16 protein-coding genes are annotated in these 16,875 nt (G+C 68.1%); 14 read left to right on the forward strand and 2 right to left on the reverse strand.

Annotation, left to right across the window (positions count from 1 at the left end; translation table 11 throughout):
• Positions 1-418 precede the first annotated feature (418 nt).
• The 13 genes from ACFY93_RS10710 to ACFY93_RS10770 all read left to right on the forward strand — a co-directional run bounded on the left by ACFY93_RS10710 (position 419) and on the right by ACFY93_RS10770 (position 11,269).
• Positions 419-1,324: a LysR substrate-binding domain-containing protein gene (locus ACFY93_RS10710; RefSeq protein ID WP_391355934.1), complete on the forward strand. Its 906-nt coding sequence runs from the start codon at positions 419-421 to the stop codon at positions 1,322-1,324.
• A 112-nt stretch (positions 1,325-1,436) separates the two neighbouring features.
• A complete protein-coding gene (locus ACFY93_RS10715; RefSeq protein WP_391355936.1) occupies positions 1,437-2,000 on the forward strand; it encodes a cysteine dioxygenase in 564 nt (187 codons plus the stop codon).
• 66 nt (positions 2,001-2,066) lie between these two features.
• Complete coding sequence (locus tag ACFY93_RS10720) at positions 2,067-2,252, forward strand: hypothetical protein (protein WP_391355939.1); 186 nt, start codon at positions 2,067-2,069, stop codon at positions 2,250-2,252.
• 376 nt (positions 2,253-2,628) lie between these two features.
• Complete coding sequence (locus ACFY93_RS10725) at positions 2,629-3,420, forward strand: GNAT family N-acetyltransferase (protein WP_391355943.1); 792 nt, start codon at positions 2,629-2,631, stop codon at positions 3,418-3,420.
• Complete coding sequence (gene infA / locus ACFY93_RS10730; RefSeq protein ID WP_391355946.1) at positions 3,417-3,641, forward strand: translation initiation factor IF-1; 225 nt, start codon at positions 3,417-3,419, stop codon at positions 3,639-3,641. The genes ACFY93_RS10725 and infA overlap by 4 nt, the downstream gene beginning before the upstream one ends.
• 155 nt (positions 3,642-3,796) lie before the next feature.
• Positions 3,797-4,753 (forward strand): helix-turn-helix domain-containing protein, encoded by a 957-nt coding sequence (locus tag ACFY93_RS10735; RefSeq protein WP_391355949.1) that lies wholly within the window; start codon positions 3,797-3,799, stop codon positions 4,751-4,753.
• Positions 4,754-4,858: 105 nt separating this feature from the next.
• A complete protein-coding gene (gap, locus tag ACFY93_RS10740; RefSeq protein WP_391355952.1) occupies positions 4,859-5,857 on the forward strand; it encodes a type I glyceraldehyde-3-phosphate dehydrogenase in 999 nt (332 codons plus the stop codon).
• 113 nt (positions 5,858-5,970) lie between these two features.
• The gene (locus tag ACFY93_RS10745; RefSeq protein WP_391355955.1) at positions 5,971-6,648 is read left to right on the forward strand and encodes an SUMF1/EgtB/PvdO family nonheme iron enzyme; all 678 of its coding nucleotides are present in this window, start codon (positions 5,971-5,973) and stop codon (positions 6,646-6,648) included.
• Positions 6,649-6,745: 97 nt separating this feature from the next.
• Positions 6,746-7,954 (forward strand): phospholipase effector Tle1 domain-containing protein, encoded by a 1,209-nt coding sequence (locus ACFY93_RS10750; RefSeq protein ID WP_391355957.1) that lies wholly within the window; start codon positions 6,746-6,748, stop codon positions 7,952-7,954.
• Between the two features lie 254 nt (positions 7,955-8,208).
• Positions 8,209-8,379: a hydrophobic protein gene (locus tag ACFY93_RS10755; protein WP_388778178.1), complete on the forward strand. Its 171-nt coding sequence runs from the start codon at positions 8,209-8,211 to the stop codon at positions 8,377-8,379.
• A gap of 336 nt (positions 8,380-8,715) precedes the next feature.
• On the forward strand, positions 8,716-9,390 hold the full coding sequence (locus ACFY93_RS10760; RefSeq protein ID WP_391355960.1) for a DNA alkylation repair protein: 675 nt from the start codon (positions 8,716-8,718) through the stop codon (positions 9,388-9,390).
• Positions 9,391-9,551: 161 nt separating this feature from the next.
• Complete coding sequence (locus ACFY93_RS10765) at positions 9,552-9,692, forward strand: hypothetical protein (RefSeq protein WP_391355963.1); 141 nt, start codon at positions 9,552-9,554, stop codon at positions 9,690-9,692.
• A gap of 119 nt (positions 9,693-9,811) precedes the next feature.
• Entirely contained in the window at positions 9,812-11,269 is a 1,458-nt protein-coding gene (locus tag ACFY93_RS10770) for a hypothetical protein (RefSeq protein ID WP_391355965.1), read from the forward strand.
• Between the two features lie 7 nt (positions 11,270-11,276).
• On the opposite strand, the gene ACFY93_RS10775 is transcribed toward ACFY93_RS10770, so the two are convergent.
• Together ACFY93_RS10775 and ACFY93_RS10780 are read right to left on the reverse strand one after the other, a co-directional pair.
• On the reverse strand, positions 11,277-12,542 hold the full coding sequence (locus ACFY93_RS10775) for a hypothetical protein (protein WP_391355968.1): 1,266 nt from the start codon (positions 12,540-12,542) through the stop codon (positions 11,277-11,279).
• A gap of 711 nt (positions 12,543-13,253) precedes the next feature.
• Positions 13,254-13,466 carry a hypothetical protein gene (locus tag ACFY93_RS10780; protein ID WP_391355970.1) on the reverse strand — a complete coding sequence of 71 codons (213 nt, stop codon included), beginning with the start codon at positions 13,464-13,466 and terminating at the stop codon, positions 13,254-13,256.
• 472 nt (positions 13,467-13,938) lie between these two features.
• Between ACFY93_RS10780 and ACFY93_RS10785 the strand changes: the two genes are divergently transcribed.
• Positions 13,939-16,845 (forward strand): hypothetical protein, encoded by a 2,907-nt coding sequence (locus ACFY93_RS10785; protein WP_391355973.1) that lies wholly within the window; start codon positions 13,939-13,941, stop codon positions 16,843-16,845.
• Positions 16,846-16,875 lie beyond the last annotated feature (30 nt).

A 16,875-nucleotide genomic window follows, 5' to 3' on the forward strand; every position in this document is an offset into this window, starting at 1 on the left:
TTCGGCCGAATCTTGCGTCGGTTTGGCATCGAGACGGGAAAACTTTCGCCAGATCCGCATACGTCCGCATGAATGCCTGTCACCGGGCACGTGACGCAGGACAGGCCCGTGCGAGTGCCCTGGGAGAGGGAGGGGAGACGTCGGCCGCCGTGCTGCACACAGAGTGATCGCTTCGATCCTGACCGAAAATAATTATCTGCGATCGCATCGGTTCGGAGTTGTTCCTTCCGTCGGCTATGGGACGTAAGCGGCTTCGGTGCACTCCGCCGTGAGGGGACCCGCGAAGGGAGCAGGCCCGGCTCCGACGGCCCGGACGGGTCGCCGGAGCCGTCCAGGTCCGATGCCCTTGTGCCCGGTGGTCGTCGCGCCCGGCGGCGGTTCCGGGTCCGTCGCCCAACTTCTGCTTATGATTCGACGCGTGTTCGATTCACGGCACATCAGGACCTTCCACGCGGTGGTGAACGCCGGGACGTACTCGGCGGCCGCCTCGGCTCTCGGCTACACGCAGCCGGCGGTGACCCAGCAGATGAAGGCGCTGGAGCGCTCCGTGGGCAGCCCGCTGTTCGTGAGGGTCGGCCGCCGGATGCGGCTGACCGAGGCGGGCGAGACCCTGGCCCGGCATGCCGAGGCCATCCTCGGGAGCCTGTCCGTGGCCGAGGAGCAGGTCACGGCGATCACCCGGCTGCGCAACGGCCGGGTCAGGCTCTGCGGTTTCCCCAGCGCCAACGCCACCCTCGTCCCCGAGACGCTGGCCCAACTCGCCGCGGATCACCCCGGGATACGGGTGAGCCTGCTCGACGACGAACCGCCCGACTCGCTCGGCCGTCTGGCGCGCGGCGAGTGCGACGTCACGCTCGCCTTCACCTATCCGGGACCGCACGAGACGGTGCCGGACGAGGTCGTGGAGATCCCGCTGCTGGAGGACCAGCTCACGGTCCTGATGCCGGTCGGTCACCCGCAGGCCCGGCGGCGGGCCGTGCGCCTGGCCGACTTCGCCGGGGAACGCTGGATCGCCGGCTGCACACGCTGCCGCACCAACTTCCTCCACGAGTGCGCCGAGTTGGGCTTCGCCCCCGACATCGCCTTCACCACCGACGACGGCCTCGTCGTGCAGTCGCTGGTCGCCGAAGGCCTGGGCGTCGCCATGGTGCCGGGCCTCGTACTGTCCTTCCTCCGTCTCGACCGGGTCGCCGGCCGCGCCCTGCAGCCGGCTCTGCGCCGCAGGATCTCGGCGTACGTGCTGCGCGATCACCTGAAGGTCCCGGCGACCGCGCTGGTGGTCGACACCATCAAGGCGGTCGCGCAACGACGCGTCGGCTGCTGATCCACGCGCGCCCGCGCCCACGGCGCCGCGCGGCCCTCCATAAGCGTTCGTTGCGCATGACCAAAGCAACCGTCGTTGGACGTGGGGGCTCGCAGGGCCGGACGCTGCCGTCATGACCGCTTCCAGGACCACGACACGTACGGCAGCGACCACCCGCCTCGACCGTCTCGTCGGCGAGGTGAAGGACATCGTCGGGCGCGGCCTGCCCCACCATCGCACCGCCCGCCTGGTCGGCGAGCGCCTCGCCCCGCACCTCGGCGCCGGCGACCTGCTGACGGCGCATCAGAGCGAAGGCGACCCCGGCCACTACCGCCAGCACGTCCTGCACGCCGAGGACGACGGCAGCTTCTCGATCGTCTCCCTGGTATGGCTCCCGGGCCAGCGCACCGCCATCCACGACCACGTCTCGTGGTGCGTCACGGGTGTGCATACGGGACGCGAGGACGAACGCCGTTACGAACTGGTGCCCGGAAGGACCGCGTCACGCCTGGTCGCCACCCGGGAGGTCGTCAACGAACAGGGCGCCGTGTGCGGCTTCGCGCCGCCCGGCGACATCCACCGCGTCTGGAACGCGGGCTCGGACAAGGCGATCTCCCTGCACATCTACGGAGCCGACATCACCCGTCTGGGCACCAGCATCAGGCGCGTCTACGAACCACCACAGGGCGAGCACTGAGCGGCCACGCACCAGAACACCACTGAGCCGGTTCCGGTTCCGGTCGCCGGGAGGCATCACCCGCCATTGTCCGCGAGGGGAGCCGCTTCCCCCACGGCGATCCGCTGCACCAGTTCGCCGAGCTGGCCCGCGATGCTCACCCTTCGGCGCTCCAGCAGATCTCTTGACGCCACCCTGATCTACGACGACCGCTCCGGCTTCTGGGGCGACGGGGGCGGCCGGGGCCGCAACTGGACTGGCCGCCTGCTGTAACTGGTCCGCTCCGAACTCCGGGCCCGCGAGGCGGGATGGGAGCCCGGCCCATCCTGACGGCAGACCGGCAGACCGGCAGACCGGCAGACCGGCAGACCGGCGACCGTCGGCCACCGTGCCACCGGCTCCGTACATCCGGCCACGCCACCACCGGTGTCCGGGCCCGGCTGGCGTCCGGTCGTGCGGGAGGAATTGACTGGAGCGGGGCGGGGCCCCACTGCTAGTTTCGGGGGCGGACCGTGAAGTCGGCGTATGGAGGTGAGCCCCGTGAACGCAGTTACCCGTGGGTGCTCCCTCAACCCGTCACGGTCCGGCGGCTGACGTTCGGTGTCGCCAGGAGCGCCTGAGAACGAGGCACTCCTGGAGGGAGACTCCGATGAACACAACACCTTTCACCACTGGCCCGGGCAAGGACGCGGTGCTGATCACACGCGTCGCGGACGGGCAATGGCACGCACTGGACGACGACCTGGTGGTCGGACGCGGACACGCGGTGCGCCGGCCCGACGGACGCTTGTTCGTCAGCATCGACGCCTGGCACGACGCCGCCTTCGACCGGCTCGCCGAGGCGATGCCGGCACAACTGCCGCCGCCGCTGTACACGGTGGTCGACGAGGCCGACGTCGCACTCACGGCCGCCTGGCAACGGGCGGGGTTCGCGATCCGGCGCCGCGAGTGGGAGTACGTCGTACCGACCGACCCGGGGGTCACCGGACTCGGAGCGGTCCAGCTTCCCGCGGGCGTGACGATCGTGCCCGCCGGCCGGGCGGACGAGAGCCTGCTGCGGGCGGTGGACCGCGCGATCCGGGACGAGGTCGAGGCGACCGTCGGGTGGCATTCGATGCCGGCGGAGGTGATCCCCCGCGACGAGGGCGACACCGTCGTCGACCCGGCCAAGTACGCGGTGGCCGCCGCAACGGACCGGTACCTGGGCCTGATCCGGGTGGTGACGGCGAAGCGGCCGCGCATCGGGCTGCTCGCGGTCCGGGCCGGAGAGCAGCGCCGCGGCATCGCGCGGGCGCTGCTCGCGCATGCGCTGGGGACGCTGCACCATGCCGGATTCGCCGAGGCCTGGACCGAGGTCCACGAGTCCAACCGAGCGGCCTCAGCCCTGTTCGAGGGCGCCGGCGCCCGGCCGATCGGCAGCAACCTGGAGCTGGTGCGATGACGAGGAACAAGAACGTCATCGAAGTCGGGGGCAGGGTCGTCGAGTGCCTGCGCAGCGCCATGTTCACCGTGGAGCTCGAGAACGGCCACCAGATCCTCGCGCACATCAGCGGCAAGATCCGCAAGAACTACATCAAGATCATGCTGGAGGACCGGGTGCTGGTCGAGCTCCCGCCCTACGACCTGACGCGCGGCCGGATCGTCTTCAGGTACCGGAACTAGCGGCGGTCGGCGCCTGCCCGGGCAGTCGAACCCGGGGCTCCGGTCACGGCATGCGTGACCGGAGCCCCGGACCTGCGCGGCCGGCCCGGCCCGGCGCGGGGACGGGTTCCGCACGGTGAGGAGGGTGGACGTCACGCCCCGCGTAACCTCTGACTGTGCCAGCCTCCCGCCTGTACCGTGTCGCCGTCCTCGTGCTCGAAGGCGCGAAACCGCTCGATGTCGGCATCCCGGCACAGGTCTTCACGACCCGCGCGAGCATGCCGTACGAGGTGCGGGTGTGCGGGGCGGCACCCGGCCTGGTGACCGGCGGCGACGGCCTCGCGTACGACGTCGCCCACGGCCTCGAAGCCCTCGCGTGGGCCGACCTCGTCTTCGTCCCGGGCTACCGCTTCCCCGACCGCGACGACCCGCCCCCGGCCGTCGTCGACGCGCTGATCGGCGCCCACGCGCGCGGCGCGCGGCTCGCCGCCATCTCGACGGGCGCCTTCGCGCTCGCCGCGACGGGCCTGCTCGACGGCAGGCGCGCCACGACGCACTGGCACTACACGCGGGCACTCGCGGCCGGACATCCGCTCGTCCGGGTCGACGAGAACGTGCTGTTCGTCGACGAGGGCAGCGTGCTCACCTCCGCCGGCGCCGCCTCCGGCATCGACCTGTGCCTGCACATCCTGCGCGGCGACCTGGGAGTGGCCGCCTCGAACCACGCGGCCCGGCGCCTGGTCGCCGCCCCCTACCGCAGCGGCGGCCAGGCCCAGTACGTGCCACGCAGCGTCCCCGAGCCGCTCGGCGAGCGGTTCGCCGCGACCCGGGAGTGGGCGCTGCACCGGCTCGGCGAGCCCCTCACCCTCGACGTGCTGGCCGGACAGGCGGGGGTCTCGCCGCGCACGTTCTCCCGGCGCTTCGTCGAGGAGACCGGCTACACACCGATGCAGTGGGTGATGCGCGCCCGCATCGACGTGGCCCGCGAACTGCTGGAGCGCTCGCAGCGCGGCGTCGAGCAGATCGCCGCGGACGTCGGCCTGGGCACGGGTGCGAACCTGCGGCTGCACTTCCAGCGCATCCTCGGCACCACCCCGAGCGAATACCGGCGGACGTTCACCCTGGGCGAGTAGCCGTCCGGCACGGGTGGCGGGATCCTTTTGAACCATGGCGATCGCGCCACTTTCGGCGTCGCCGGCCGCGGGCGAACCTGGTGGGGAACGGAAGGGACCTCACTCATGACTCGCATCGCCATCAACGGATTCGGCCGCATCGGACGCAACGTGCTGCGCGCACTGCTCGAACGCGACAGCGACCTTGAGATCGTCGCCGTCAACGATCTGACGGAGCCCGCCACGCTCGCGCGGCTGCTCGCCTACGACAGCACGGCCGGCCGGCTCGGACGCCCGGTGACCGTCGACGGGGACGCCCTCGTCGTCGACGGCCGTCGGATCACGGTGCCGGCCGAGCGCGAACCGGCTCAGCTGCCGTGGGCCGGACTCGGCGTCGACATCGTCCTGGAAGCCACCGGCCGCTTCACCTCGGCCAAGGCCGCCCGCGCCCACCTCGACGCGGGCGCGAAGAAGGTGCTCGTCAGCGCGCCGTCGGACGGCGCCGACGTCACCCTCGCGTTCGGCGTCAACACCGACGCGTACGACCCGGCCCTGCACACGATCGTCTCCAACGCCTCCTGCACCACCAACGCGCTCGCGCCGCTGGCCGCGGTCCTCGACGGCCTCGCCGGCATCGAGCACGGGTTCATGACCACGGTGCACGCCTACACACAGGAACAGAACCTGCAGGACGGACCGCACCGCGACGCCCGCCGTGCCCGGGCCGCCGGAGTCAACATCGTGCCGACCACGACCGGCGCCGCCAAGGCGATCGGACTGGTACTGCCGAGCCTCGACGGCAAGCTGTCCGGTGACTCGATCCGCGTACCGGTGCCGGTGGGCTCGATCGTCGAACTCAACACGACCGTCGCCCGCGACGTCACGCGCGACGAGGTGCTCGCGGCGTACCGCGCCGCGGCGGACGGGCCGCTCGCCGGTGTCCTGGAGTACTCGGACGACCCGCTCGTGTCGTCCGACATCGTCGGCAATCCGGCGTCGTCGATCTTCGACTCGGCCCTCACCCGCGTCGACGGCCGCCACGTCAAGGTGGTCGCGTGGTACGACAACGAGTGGGGTTTCTCGAACCGTGTGATCGACACGCTCGAGCTCCTCGCCGCCCACTGACCGCATTGCCTGCCGGGCGCTCCGGCCGGCCACGGGGCCGGCCGGAACGTCCAGCCCAGAAGGCGGCCCGCCCGCCGACGTCCCTTGACGGACGCCGGTAAGATCGTCTGCTCATGGATACGGGTGTGGAACAGACGATGATCGCGATCCCGGCTGGGCAGGTCACCCTGTCGGACCGGCGGACGCAGCGCAGTTGGGCGGTTGAGCTGGCCCCCTACCAGCTCGCTACGTACCCCGTCACGCAAGCGTGGTACGAGGACGTGACCGGCGAATGTCCCAGCACCGCCCGTGGGGACCGGCTGCCCGTCGAGGGAGTCTCCTGGCGGGACGCGGCCCGGTTCTGCAACGCCCTCTCCCGACGCGAGGGACTCACACCCGCCTACCACCTGGACGCCGACGGTGAAGACATCGCCTGGGACGCGACCGCCGACGGGTACCGGCTGCCGGCCGAAGCCGAGTGGGAGCACGCCTGCCGGGCCGGTACGACCGGACCGCGTTACGGCGACCTCGACGAGATCGCCTGGTACCGGGGCAACTCGCAGGAGAGCGTCCACGAAGTGGGCGGCATGCGGGCCAACCCGTGGGGACTCCACGACATGCTCGGCAACGTGTGGGAGTGGTGCTGGGACCTGTACGACGCCGAGGTCTACGGCAGCTACCGAGTACTGCGCGGCGGGGGCTGGTTCGACGAGCACTGGAGCTGCCGGGCCTCGGTGAGGCGCCGCAGCCACCCCACGTTCCGGGTCGATGACGTGGGATTCCGCATCGCCCGCTCCCCGCACACCGGCTGACGCCACCCCTCCTGTCGCGTGGCGCGGTCCCGCGGACGGTGCGACCATGGTCGGAGGGCTGTCTGCTACTCCGCGCTCTCGCGAGGAGGGGATGGTCATGGCCAAGCGTCTGGTCGTCTGTTGCGACGGCACATGGAACTTCGCCGATCAACCGAGCAAGACCAACGTGGCCAAAGTCGCCTTGTCCGTGCTGGCCGGTTCCGTCGCCGGCAAGGAGCAACGCGCGTACTACCACAGTGGCGTAGGCACCCTCCGTCGCGAACGTCTGCGTGGCGGCGCGTTCGGAGTGGGCCTTTCGCGCAACGTCGTGGACGCCTACCGCTTCCTCGCCGAGACGTACGAGCCCGACGACGAGCTGTTCCTCTTCGGCTTCAGCCGAGGAGCGTTCACCGCACGCAGCCTGGCCGGACTGGTGCGCAACTGCGGCATCCTGCGGCAGGACCACGTCGACCGGATCCCGGAGGCATGGGCGCTGTACCGCGACCGGATCGAGCAGCCGAACGGTGCCGCCGCCACCCTTTTCCGCCGCTCGTACGCGCGCGAGACGGAGATCCGTTTCATCGGGGTGTGGGACACGGTCGGCTCCCTGGGCATCCCGGTGCCGGACGCCGCCTTGCTCCAGCCGCCGGCGAACCGGTTCAACCACCGCTGGGCGTTCCACAACACGGAGTTGAGCAGCTGGGTGAGGGGGGCTTTCCACGCTCTGGCCATCGACGAGCAGCGTTCCGCGTTCCAGCCGGCACTCTGGCATCAACAGCCCGGCGCCGGCGGGCAGGGCCAGGAACTGAAGCAGGTCTGGTTCGCGGGGGTGCACTGCGATGTCGGTGGCGGATACCAGCAGACGGGGCTGTCCGACGTTCCGCTGCTGTGGATGGTCGACCAGGCCCGCAGGTTCGGCCTGCGGTTCGACGCCGACGTACTCAGCCATGCCGGGCCCGAGGTGATGATTCCCGACGAGAGCATTCAGTTTCGTGTCGGGCCGGACGCCTCGGGCGAACTCCACACTTCACGCACGGGAATGTACCGACTGGCCAAGCCGTTGCACCGGCCACTCGGAAAGGCGACGAACGACAGAGGAGAACTGGACGGCAACGAATTCCTGGCGGTACCGGCCAAGGAGCGATACGACCGGGACGCGGACTACCGGCCACCGGAGCTGGAGCGGTATCTGACCCGTAAGGATCTCGTCCGACTGGAGCCCGTCCTGCTGCCAGGGCTCGCTGAAGGTCTGCCGCCCATACCCGCCGTGGGGTCCGGCCGTGGAGCCACGGCGGACGCGCCTGACGGGGCCGACCACGCCACGTGACACCGCGGCGACGCGACTGTCCGCGGCCGTCGAGCCGTGGCTGCCGTGCCCGCTCGTGCGGGCTCGGCTGGCAGCACGCGGCCGGTCGCCGAGGCCCGGCCCTTCCTGCCTGGCTCTGCTCTGCGGCGGTGGACGAGCGGTGAGGAGACGAGGCGCGGCGCATGCGAATTCCCGCATAAGATCCAAATAAACGCGCAGGTTCGAGGCGTGAGTCGAGGGGGCCCGGGCAATCGATTGTTCGGAGGTTGATAATCATGGTTCCCCTGCTTCTCGTTCTTCTTCTCGCGCTGATCCTTTTCGGTGCCGGTTTCGCCCTCAAGGCTCTGTGGTGGATCGCCGTCATCGTTCTGGTGGTCTGGCTGCTCGGTTTCCTGGTCCGGCCCGCCGGAAGCGGTGGCCGCAAGGGCCGCTGGTATCGCTGGTAGATCAATTCAGCGCAGATCAATTCAGCACGGCTGTGGGGCCCGCTCGGAATTCCTCCGAGCGGGCCCCACGGCCATGTCCGGCCCTCCGTTTCCATGCCCCGGCCTCCAGCCTGCGGACAAGAGGAATCAAGGTTGATAGAAGTGGACCAATGGGGCGGTGCTTCCGGGGCATACGTATCAGTGGCCGGGGCGGACGACGCCCACGCAGGGAACCTTGCGCCTCCAGCGTCGCCCGCCCCGGTTTCCGCCTGCCGGGACGATCGACGCGCCCGTCGTGACGGTGGCCGGTAGGTTCGACGCACGGATGTCGGAGTGGCAGGACCTGCGGAGGCTCGGGTGGCAGACGTGACAGTCAGCGAGGTGAGGGCCGAGCTGGCCGCGCTCGAGGACCCGAAGCTGCGCGCGGTGAACGAGCGGCACGGCGACGACCACGGGGTGAACCTCGGCAAGCTGCGCGCTCTCGCGAAACGGCTGAAGACGCAGCACGATCTCGCCTGCCGGCTCTGGGAGTCGGGCGACACGGCGGCCAGGCTGCTGGCGACCCTGATCTGCCGTCCGAAGGCTTTCGGGCGTGACGAACTGGACGGCATGATGCGGCAGGCGTCCACCCCCAAGGTGCATGACTGGCTTGTGAACTACGTGGCGAAGAAGAACCCGCACTCCGAAGAGCTGCGTCTGGCCTGGCTCGCCGATCCCGATCCGGTCGTCGCGAGTGCAGGCTGGGCGCTGACCACCGAACGCGTGGCGAGGAGTCCCGGGGGACTCGACCTCTCCGAGCTGCTCGATGTCGTCGAGCGGGAGATGAAGGGCGCCCCGGACCGCCTCCAGTGGGCGATGAATCACTGCCTGGCCCAGATCGGCATCACGCACGCCGAACACCGTGCCCGCGCCATCGCCATCGGTGAGCGCCTGGAGGTGCTCAAGGACTACCCGACGCCTCCGGGCTGTACGTCCCCGTTCGCGCCCGTGTGGATCACCGAAATGGTGCGCCGTCAGGCTACCGGCAAGTAGGCGAGAGCTCCGTCCCCGCGGGCGCTCGCCTCGTCCGTCCACATGGACCCGCGGCCCACTGGTGGGCGCGTCCCGCGCCTCCGCGCGTGACCGCCTGACGGGGATGCCCGTACCGATCGGGGGAAGGCGCACTGCGTGAACCGAGCGTGAGGGAGGAGGGGGTGTTCGAGGACGCTGTCCGGGGCCGTGGCATCGACTCCGGGCATCACGTCGCCGAACAGGCTCCCGAAGCACTGGCATCCGCACTCATCGACTTCCTGCGACCGGGCCCGGACGGCCTCGTGGAGGCGTCTGCGTCGTGAAGGGCCCGTCGCACGCCTACTGCCGTTCGCTCAACGCCTGACGCCTCGGGGTGTCCCGCTTCACGGCAAACGGGTCAGCTCCGTGTGCACGATGCCGGCCCTGGTTCGAGTCTGTGGTCATGAGTATCCGACCCTGGGTCATCGTTGAGCCGCCGGACAGCCGTGGCCTTCGCCGTGTCATCATCGGCGGCGAGACGGTCGGCATGGCCTGGTCACCGGCTCAGCTGCGGAAGATGCTCGGCCGTCGCGGTTACCCCGAGCACATGGATCTGAATGATCCGGCATCCGTATGCTGGCGCGGGGGCGACAGCAGGACGTGGCCCGACCGACCCTGGAAAAGACGCGCGATCATGGCACTCATGATGGCCGGCCTGCTCGTGTCCATGCTGTTCAACGCGGTCATCGGATGGCCGGATGCCTCGGGGGCCCTGACTTTCGCGCAACGAATCACCGGAGTGTTGTTCGTCCTCTCGGGTGCGCTGCTGGGTGTGTCGGCGATCGCGGCACTCGACTACTGGGGGAGGCGCCAGTACAAGGCCTCCGGAGCGCTTGTACTGGTGGGGGCGATCATCGTGCTGGCCACGGACGCCCTCCTTTTTCTCCTCTGGTTCGAAGAAATGGAATATACGCGTTATCTGTTCATTTATGTGCCGACATTGTGCTGGTCCGTATGGGCGCTGTCGCTTCTTGTGGGACAGAAATCGTGGAAGGGTGTACCGCAACCCAAAAGATTCGCGGCCGGGGTGGTCGCCACGGCACTCCTGACCGCTGTGAGCCTTGCGTACTCAACCATGTACCAACCTGCTGCGGCCCCCATGTACTTCTCTTTGAAGGCGAAATTTGGGAAGGCGTGGGAGGACAATCATCATCTTCCCTTCGTGCACGTGCCGCTGACGCTTTACATGAAAAACACCGGAGGGATCCCGGTGTACATCATCAATGACATCTACACGGTTCGTGGCAGGGTCGCTTCATATTCGCTGGGGGAGGGGGGCCTGGTGACGCAGTGGAGAAATAGTATCGGCAAGCAGGGGGCGCGTGAGGGAGAGGCGGAGCTCTACGTCGACCAGCTCAAATACACCACAATCAGCAGTGGAAGATTCTATGACGTAGGTAATTCGCTCGAGGTCGGACAGGAATATGCTCTGAAGCGTGTATTCCAGCTTCCCAAGGACGTCGAGTACGACACGGTGAGTGTTGAACTGCAGATTTCATACATGAGGAAGGACCGGGGGAGGCTCGACGTGGAGCACTTCAGGTCCCCCCATGCATCGTGGAACGAAAACGATCGGAACTACTACTGCGAACCAGCGATTTGCGGAGGGCAGCTCGTATACCGCGGAAGGGTGAAGCACAACAACAATCTCATCAACGTGACCCGCAAACCGCGCTCTGTCACCGCTGTCTGGTCCCCGGGGGGCCGGTTCATCTCCTCGATCTCTTCCCTGCCCTACAACTTCTCCGGAGTGGGTGACTACGGCGAAGAAAGGAGGGAGCTGGAGAGGTATGGAGCTGCGAGGGCCCGAGCGGATTCAGAGATCTCGGTGGCCGAACTGTTGAGATCTGCCGGCGTTTGATCCATCACTAGCCGCTCTCCGTGAGCCAGGTGCCCGCTGTGACCCCGAACTCCTCGTCAAGATACGTCGCGGTCTGCTCGCAGTACAGAGCCGATGCTCCCAGACTCCCGAACAGTTTGTCGTGCGGCACGAGATCGGCGAGTTCGGTGATGAGCGGTACGACTTCGAACGGACCCTGAGTCCGTTCGTTGTTCCTCAGTTGGGCAAGGACGTCGAGCGTCTCGTTGCTCTTCTCCTTCGCTTTCCAGAAGTCCTTGATCCCTTCGTCCTGCCACTGCGCGGGAACCAGTTTCTTCAGTCCTTTCCTGAGTGCAGACTCGGGAGTGGACTCGAAGACGGCGCTGGTGCAGAGCGCGGCAGCCCTGCCGAGCGACTCCTCCGGGCGCTCCTGGGCAGCTGCGGCCTGCTCCTGCTGGCCCTTCATGCGAGAGACCTTCTTCTCCAGTTCCTCTGTGGCTTCGGATCGCTCCTTCTCCGACGTCTGGGGATCGCTTATCTTTTTCAGTAGCGCGCTGACCTCTTGCGTGACTTCCGCCAGTTGTTCTCGGTTTTTCGACGGTGTCCTCCGGTCGTGCATGATGTCGGAAGAGGAGCTCACCGGGAGCAACGTGTTCAAAGTGATCTGCTTCGCACTCTCACTCCCAGCCGCGGTTCGACTGTCGTCTGCCGCACCGCCATGTGCTCCGCTCTGACTCCTCTCTGCGGCGTAAGCAGTATCTTTCGTGATGGCGATCATCCAGTCCCGCACATTCCGTGGTGTCTTGTCGTCGCAGATCATTTCGAGGGTGGAGGTGGTCCGTGCGACGACGAGAATGAGCAGGGACCGTTGTTCGCTCGGTACCCGAGGTCCACTGACCACCTTGAGCGTCGTCGTCACCTGCTTCACGACCGTGGTCAGCTCCTTCCGCAGTCCGGGAGGCGTATTCGGGTCACTGATGGCTGCGAGTGCGGTGGACAGATTCTTCGCACTCTTGGTGACCCCCTGCCTGTCCTGCGGCAACGCTCTTGGATTCTCGACCATGCTGATAATGGTGATCAGCACTTCCACACTCGCCGTGAGTTCCGCGGGGACTCGGTCCTTCTCCTTGTCCAGGGTCGTCATCGCCTGGTCGATTTCTTCATTTTGTTCCGGCGGTGGTTCGGGCGTCTGATCGCCCGTGTCGCCCGGGCCCGACGGTTCAGTGGCGTCGGGTGTCCCGTCCGGGGTGGAGGGTGTAGCGGGTGAAGGCGTCGTGGGTTCTGTATCAGCAGAAGGCGTGGAATCCGGCGGCACTGTGGGGTCCGTCGGTCCACTCGGCGTAGAAGGAGGAGGCGACGGAGGCTCTGTACTCCGAGCCGATGTCCCGGCATGGCCCACATTCAGGCTCCGGGAATCCGCCGCGGCAATCGTGATACCTGTGGGCAACGCGAGCGCCGCGGCCAGAACGGATGCGCCGGCCGCATGAAGGATGTGTCGCCGAGAGATTTTGGCCATGAGGGCTCCAGATACGATGTGCGCCGTACTGCTCAGTCGTCGTGAATGCTGCCCATGGTCCGCGGCTGCAGAAATGCGGAGCTGGAATACCGCAGAGCCGACATGAATCTACTCTTCACCTTTCCGGCGTATCCCGCAACGGGAATGTCCACGCCGCTCGGCCGGCCAGATGCCGTCCGAGGCCTCGTGCACCTAGGCCGAGCGGAGCGCTGTGGTGAACGACCCACGGTTCGTCCGCCCGCCGACTCCGACGTGTCCTGAACGTCTGGTAGCGCCGCCTCAGAACTTGACCGGGAGTACGACGACCATGATCTGGTAGCCGAGCCCGTGGCGGTCTCTTGAAGGCCAGTACGGCCCGCACCGTTGTCGGACCGTAGAGTGCCTGGATCTTGGTGACGTGATCGCCTTGTGTGCCGGGCGTGACATGACCGGCGTCCGCGACCAGGCACTGCTGCAGCGCCGGGTCATCACGGAAGAGTTTCGACGTCAGTGGCATCTTTCCACCTTGTCTCACGCCGCGATGACCGGCATCCGCAGGACGTCCATCGCTTCGGACGACCCGTCACCAACTCGCTCTCCGTCGGCATTGGCTAGGAATACGGCCGGTCCGTCGCCCAATTCGTGCGCCGCCGGCTCGTCCCACGCGCCGTCGATGTCCGGCAGTGCGGCCACACCGCCGTCTGGCATGTGCTTGGCCGCGAAACCCTCTTGCTTCCGTGGCATGGGTGGACTGCCGGCCGGCTGTCGGCGAGGCAGGGGCACCCGGCCACTGAGCCGGGGTCGGCTTCGTCTTCCGGGACCGGGTGTGCGCCTAAGACGCGTCCGTCCCGCCGGTTTCACAGCGATTCGACGCCGCAACGGTCGTCACGCGGCCGCCCGGTCGCGGGGAACCGCCATCGGAGTGAGCATGGAGGAGAGGCGAGCGGCGTCGCCGCGTTATCTGCCTCCCACGACCTCCCTTGAGGCGCTCGTCATGTCTTGCAACCCCTCTCGGTCCTTCTCCCTGCGGCTGTGGCAAGAGGTGCGGAACCATCCCGGCGGAGACCACGGCGGTCACCCCGGCGGGGGGTTCGGTGGCGGCCGAGGCGGGGGAAGCGGCGGGAGGCGGCCCCATCAGCCCGGGCAGGATCCCCGCCCCGGCAGGCCCCCTGACACCGGTCCGCACGACGGTGACGTCGCGGAGGGGCCGTTCCGGGTGGTGCGGCCGGCGGACATGCTCGTCGCCGACATCGGGCTGGTCAACCTGCGCTTCGACGGACGCCGCCTCGTACGGCGTGACCCGGGAGCGCCGACGCTCGTGCTCGTCGGGCTGCCGCCGCAGCATGTGCTGGAAGAGATCCCCCCACCGCTGGGCACCGTCGCCACCGCGCTCGGCCCCATGCAGGCCGCGACCGCGGGCTCCACCCAACTGGCCTTCTCGGTGCCCGCCGACATCGACGGCCTGGAGCTGTCACTGACCTCGATGCTCAACTGGGCGCGGCTGGTGCCGATGACGGTGCCGACGGGCCTGAGGAGTCCGGACACGGCAGGATCGACGGTCTTCCAGGGCATCCCCAGAAGTGTCATCGAATACCCGACCCGACTGCTGATCACCTACGACGAACCCGTGGACTGGGTGGGCCGGCTCGAACCGCAACTGGTCGACGGCCGCACCGCGTTGTGGCACACGCGGCTGCAGGGTCCACGGGACGACGAGGTGCTGCTACGGGCCTTCGCGACGGTCACGGACGGCAGTGGCCCGACCGCGAACAACCCGCTGACAGCCGAGAAGCTGGAGGACATCGTCACCCTCACCAGCCGGGCCGAGCTGTCCGGCCCGGGCGGCCCGCCCATCGAAGTCCCCAGCGCGCCGTTGCGGGCCGAGCAGTTCATCATCACGCCTCTGGGCACGTCAGCCCACCTGCACGGCGCCTGGGAAAAGCTGTCGCAGACCGCCGAGGACCGGTTCAAGGATCTCGGGAAGCGTGTCCCGAACCTAGCCGTGTACGACCACATCACAGGCCTGGGGCGAGACCAGTACGTACGCGCCGTCAGCCGCGGCCGACTGTCCACCGGGCATGCAGCCCTGCACGTGGCCGAAGTCAGGCGGCAGTTCGTCGCCCGTCCCAACGACGGAATCGTCGCCTACCTCCAACGAGAAGACCGCATCGTCGTCAAGGAGCCGGAAGTCCGGTACGGACCGGAAACGCGTTTCACGCACGGAGGACGCGAAATGCCCTTCCGCGCCCTGCGCATCACCGACCGTGTCACCCCACCGCTGCTCCAGCCGGTGCCTGACAATGATCCTTTCTGGGTCGTCCTTCAAAGCTCCGCCGCCGACCACGAGTTCACGCTGATCGGCACGGACCACGAGAACCGGACCGTCAGTTTCACCATGCCGCTGGTGTTCGTGCCCGACGGCATGGAAGAGGCCGAACAGGAGACGCGGCTGCGCCAGCTGTACGCGAGCGACGAGAAGCTGATGGGCCGCGTCAAGCGGTCGATGGGCGGTCAGGTGATGGCCATGGCGCAGCCGCCCGCCGGTGCTCCGGGCAGCACGAGCCACGCGGTCGGCACACTGACCTTCGGGCTGGGGACCACCGGTCCGGCAGGCCGCCCCGTGGTCGGCGTGCCCCATGTATCGGCCGCGGAGGTCCGCGTCCCCGCCGTCGAGCAGTTCGCCCCGAGAACCGGATATCTCGCGGTCACGTTCAACGACACCTTTCTCCAGCAGAGCATGGAGAAGCATCCGGCGGGCGCGTACCTGAGTCTGGACCAGGCTGTCAGTCTCACCTTCGGGGCGGAGAAGGCAGGCGGAGTCGCCAGCCCCAACGCCTCCGTCAAGCTGATCACCAGCCAGGCGGGCGTCGTCCCGGACGTGTTCCGTACGGGGGCCGGCGGGGAAGTCGTCGACGCGCTTCCCCTGGACGACATCAAGCGAGCGTTCGGCGGGGCCAAGCTGCTCGGATTCATCGACCTCAGCCGATATCTGCAGGGCATCGCCAAGGACAGCCTCGGCACCCTGCGGCAGCTCGGGGACGACCAGATCGAGGCCGTCCTGCGGGCCCCCGACGGCCTGCTTCCGGCGCCCGTGCTCCGTATCCGTGACCTGGCGGGCGGAGAGGGCAAGGAACTGCGCTACGTGTGGAAGACCGCCTTGGGGGAGCGGGACGTGAAGCCGGGGGACGACACGAAGGACATCCTCGATGTGTCCCACGCCGTGTTGACCCTCGACGCCCGGACCGTCCGCTCGAAGGACGCCGTCGACAAGGCCACGGTCGAGGGACGGCTGACGAACTTCGGGCTGCAGTTCGCCGACATGGCCCGGGTGGACATCGCCGACCTGAAGTTCAGGACCGGGCCGGGAAAGAAGCCCGATGTGGCGGCCGCCGGTCTGGAACTGACGTTCCGGAACGAGCTCGAGTTCATCAACAGCCTGCGCAGCGCCCTGCCCGCCGACAGCTTCGGCGGCGGTGCGCACATCGACGTACAGCCCAGCGGAATCCACGCCGGCTACAGACTCGCGCTCCCGGCCATCGGCATAGGCGTCTTCAGTCTGTCGAACGTCTCGCTCGGTGCCGAGCTGGTGATCCCGTTCGACGGCGCACCGGTCTCGTTCCGCTTCTCCGTCTCCGAACGGACCCACCCCTTCAACGTCAGCGTCTCCCTGTTCGGTGGCGGCGGCTACTTCTCCATGCTGGTCGACGCCACAGGAGTTCAACAGATCGAGGGCGCCATAGAGTTCGGCGGCAGCGCGGCACTGAACCTCGGGGTGGCCAGTGGTGGCGTGTCCGTCATGGCGGGTATCCGCTTCGAGTTCGACGGCCCCGCCGACAGCGTCTCCCTGAGCGGATACCTGCGGTGCAACGGCTTCCTGTGTGTGCTCGGCATCATCACGGTGTCCGTCGAGTTCTATCTCGAGCTCACCTACGAGAAGCACGGTCACGAGTCGGTGGTCCGTGGCAAAGGCACCCTCACGGTCAGCGTGCGCATCGCCTTCTTCAGCAAATCCGTTTCGCTGGAGCTCGAGCGCAGCTTCTCCGGCGCGCCCGGCGACCCCGCCTTCACCGACTGCGTCCTGCCACGCCACTGGCACGAGTACTGCCCGGCGTTCGCCCCGTGAGCCTTGCCGACCCGGTGAGCCCCAGCGACC

Source organism: Streptomyces sp. NPDC008313, from assembly GCF_042956125.1.
Taxonomy (GTDB): Bacteria; Actinomycetota; Actinomycetes; order Streptomycetales; family Streptomycetaceae; genus Streptomyces.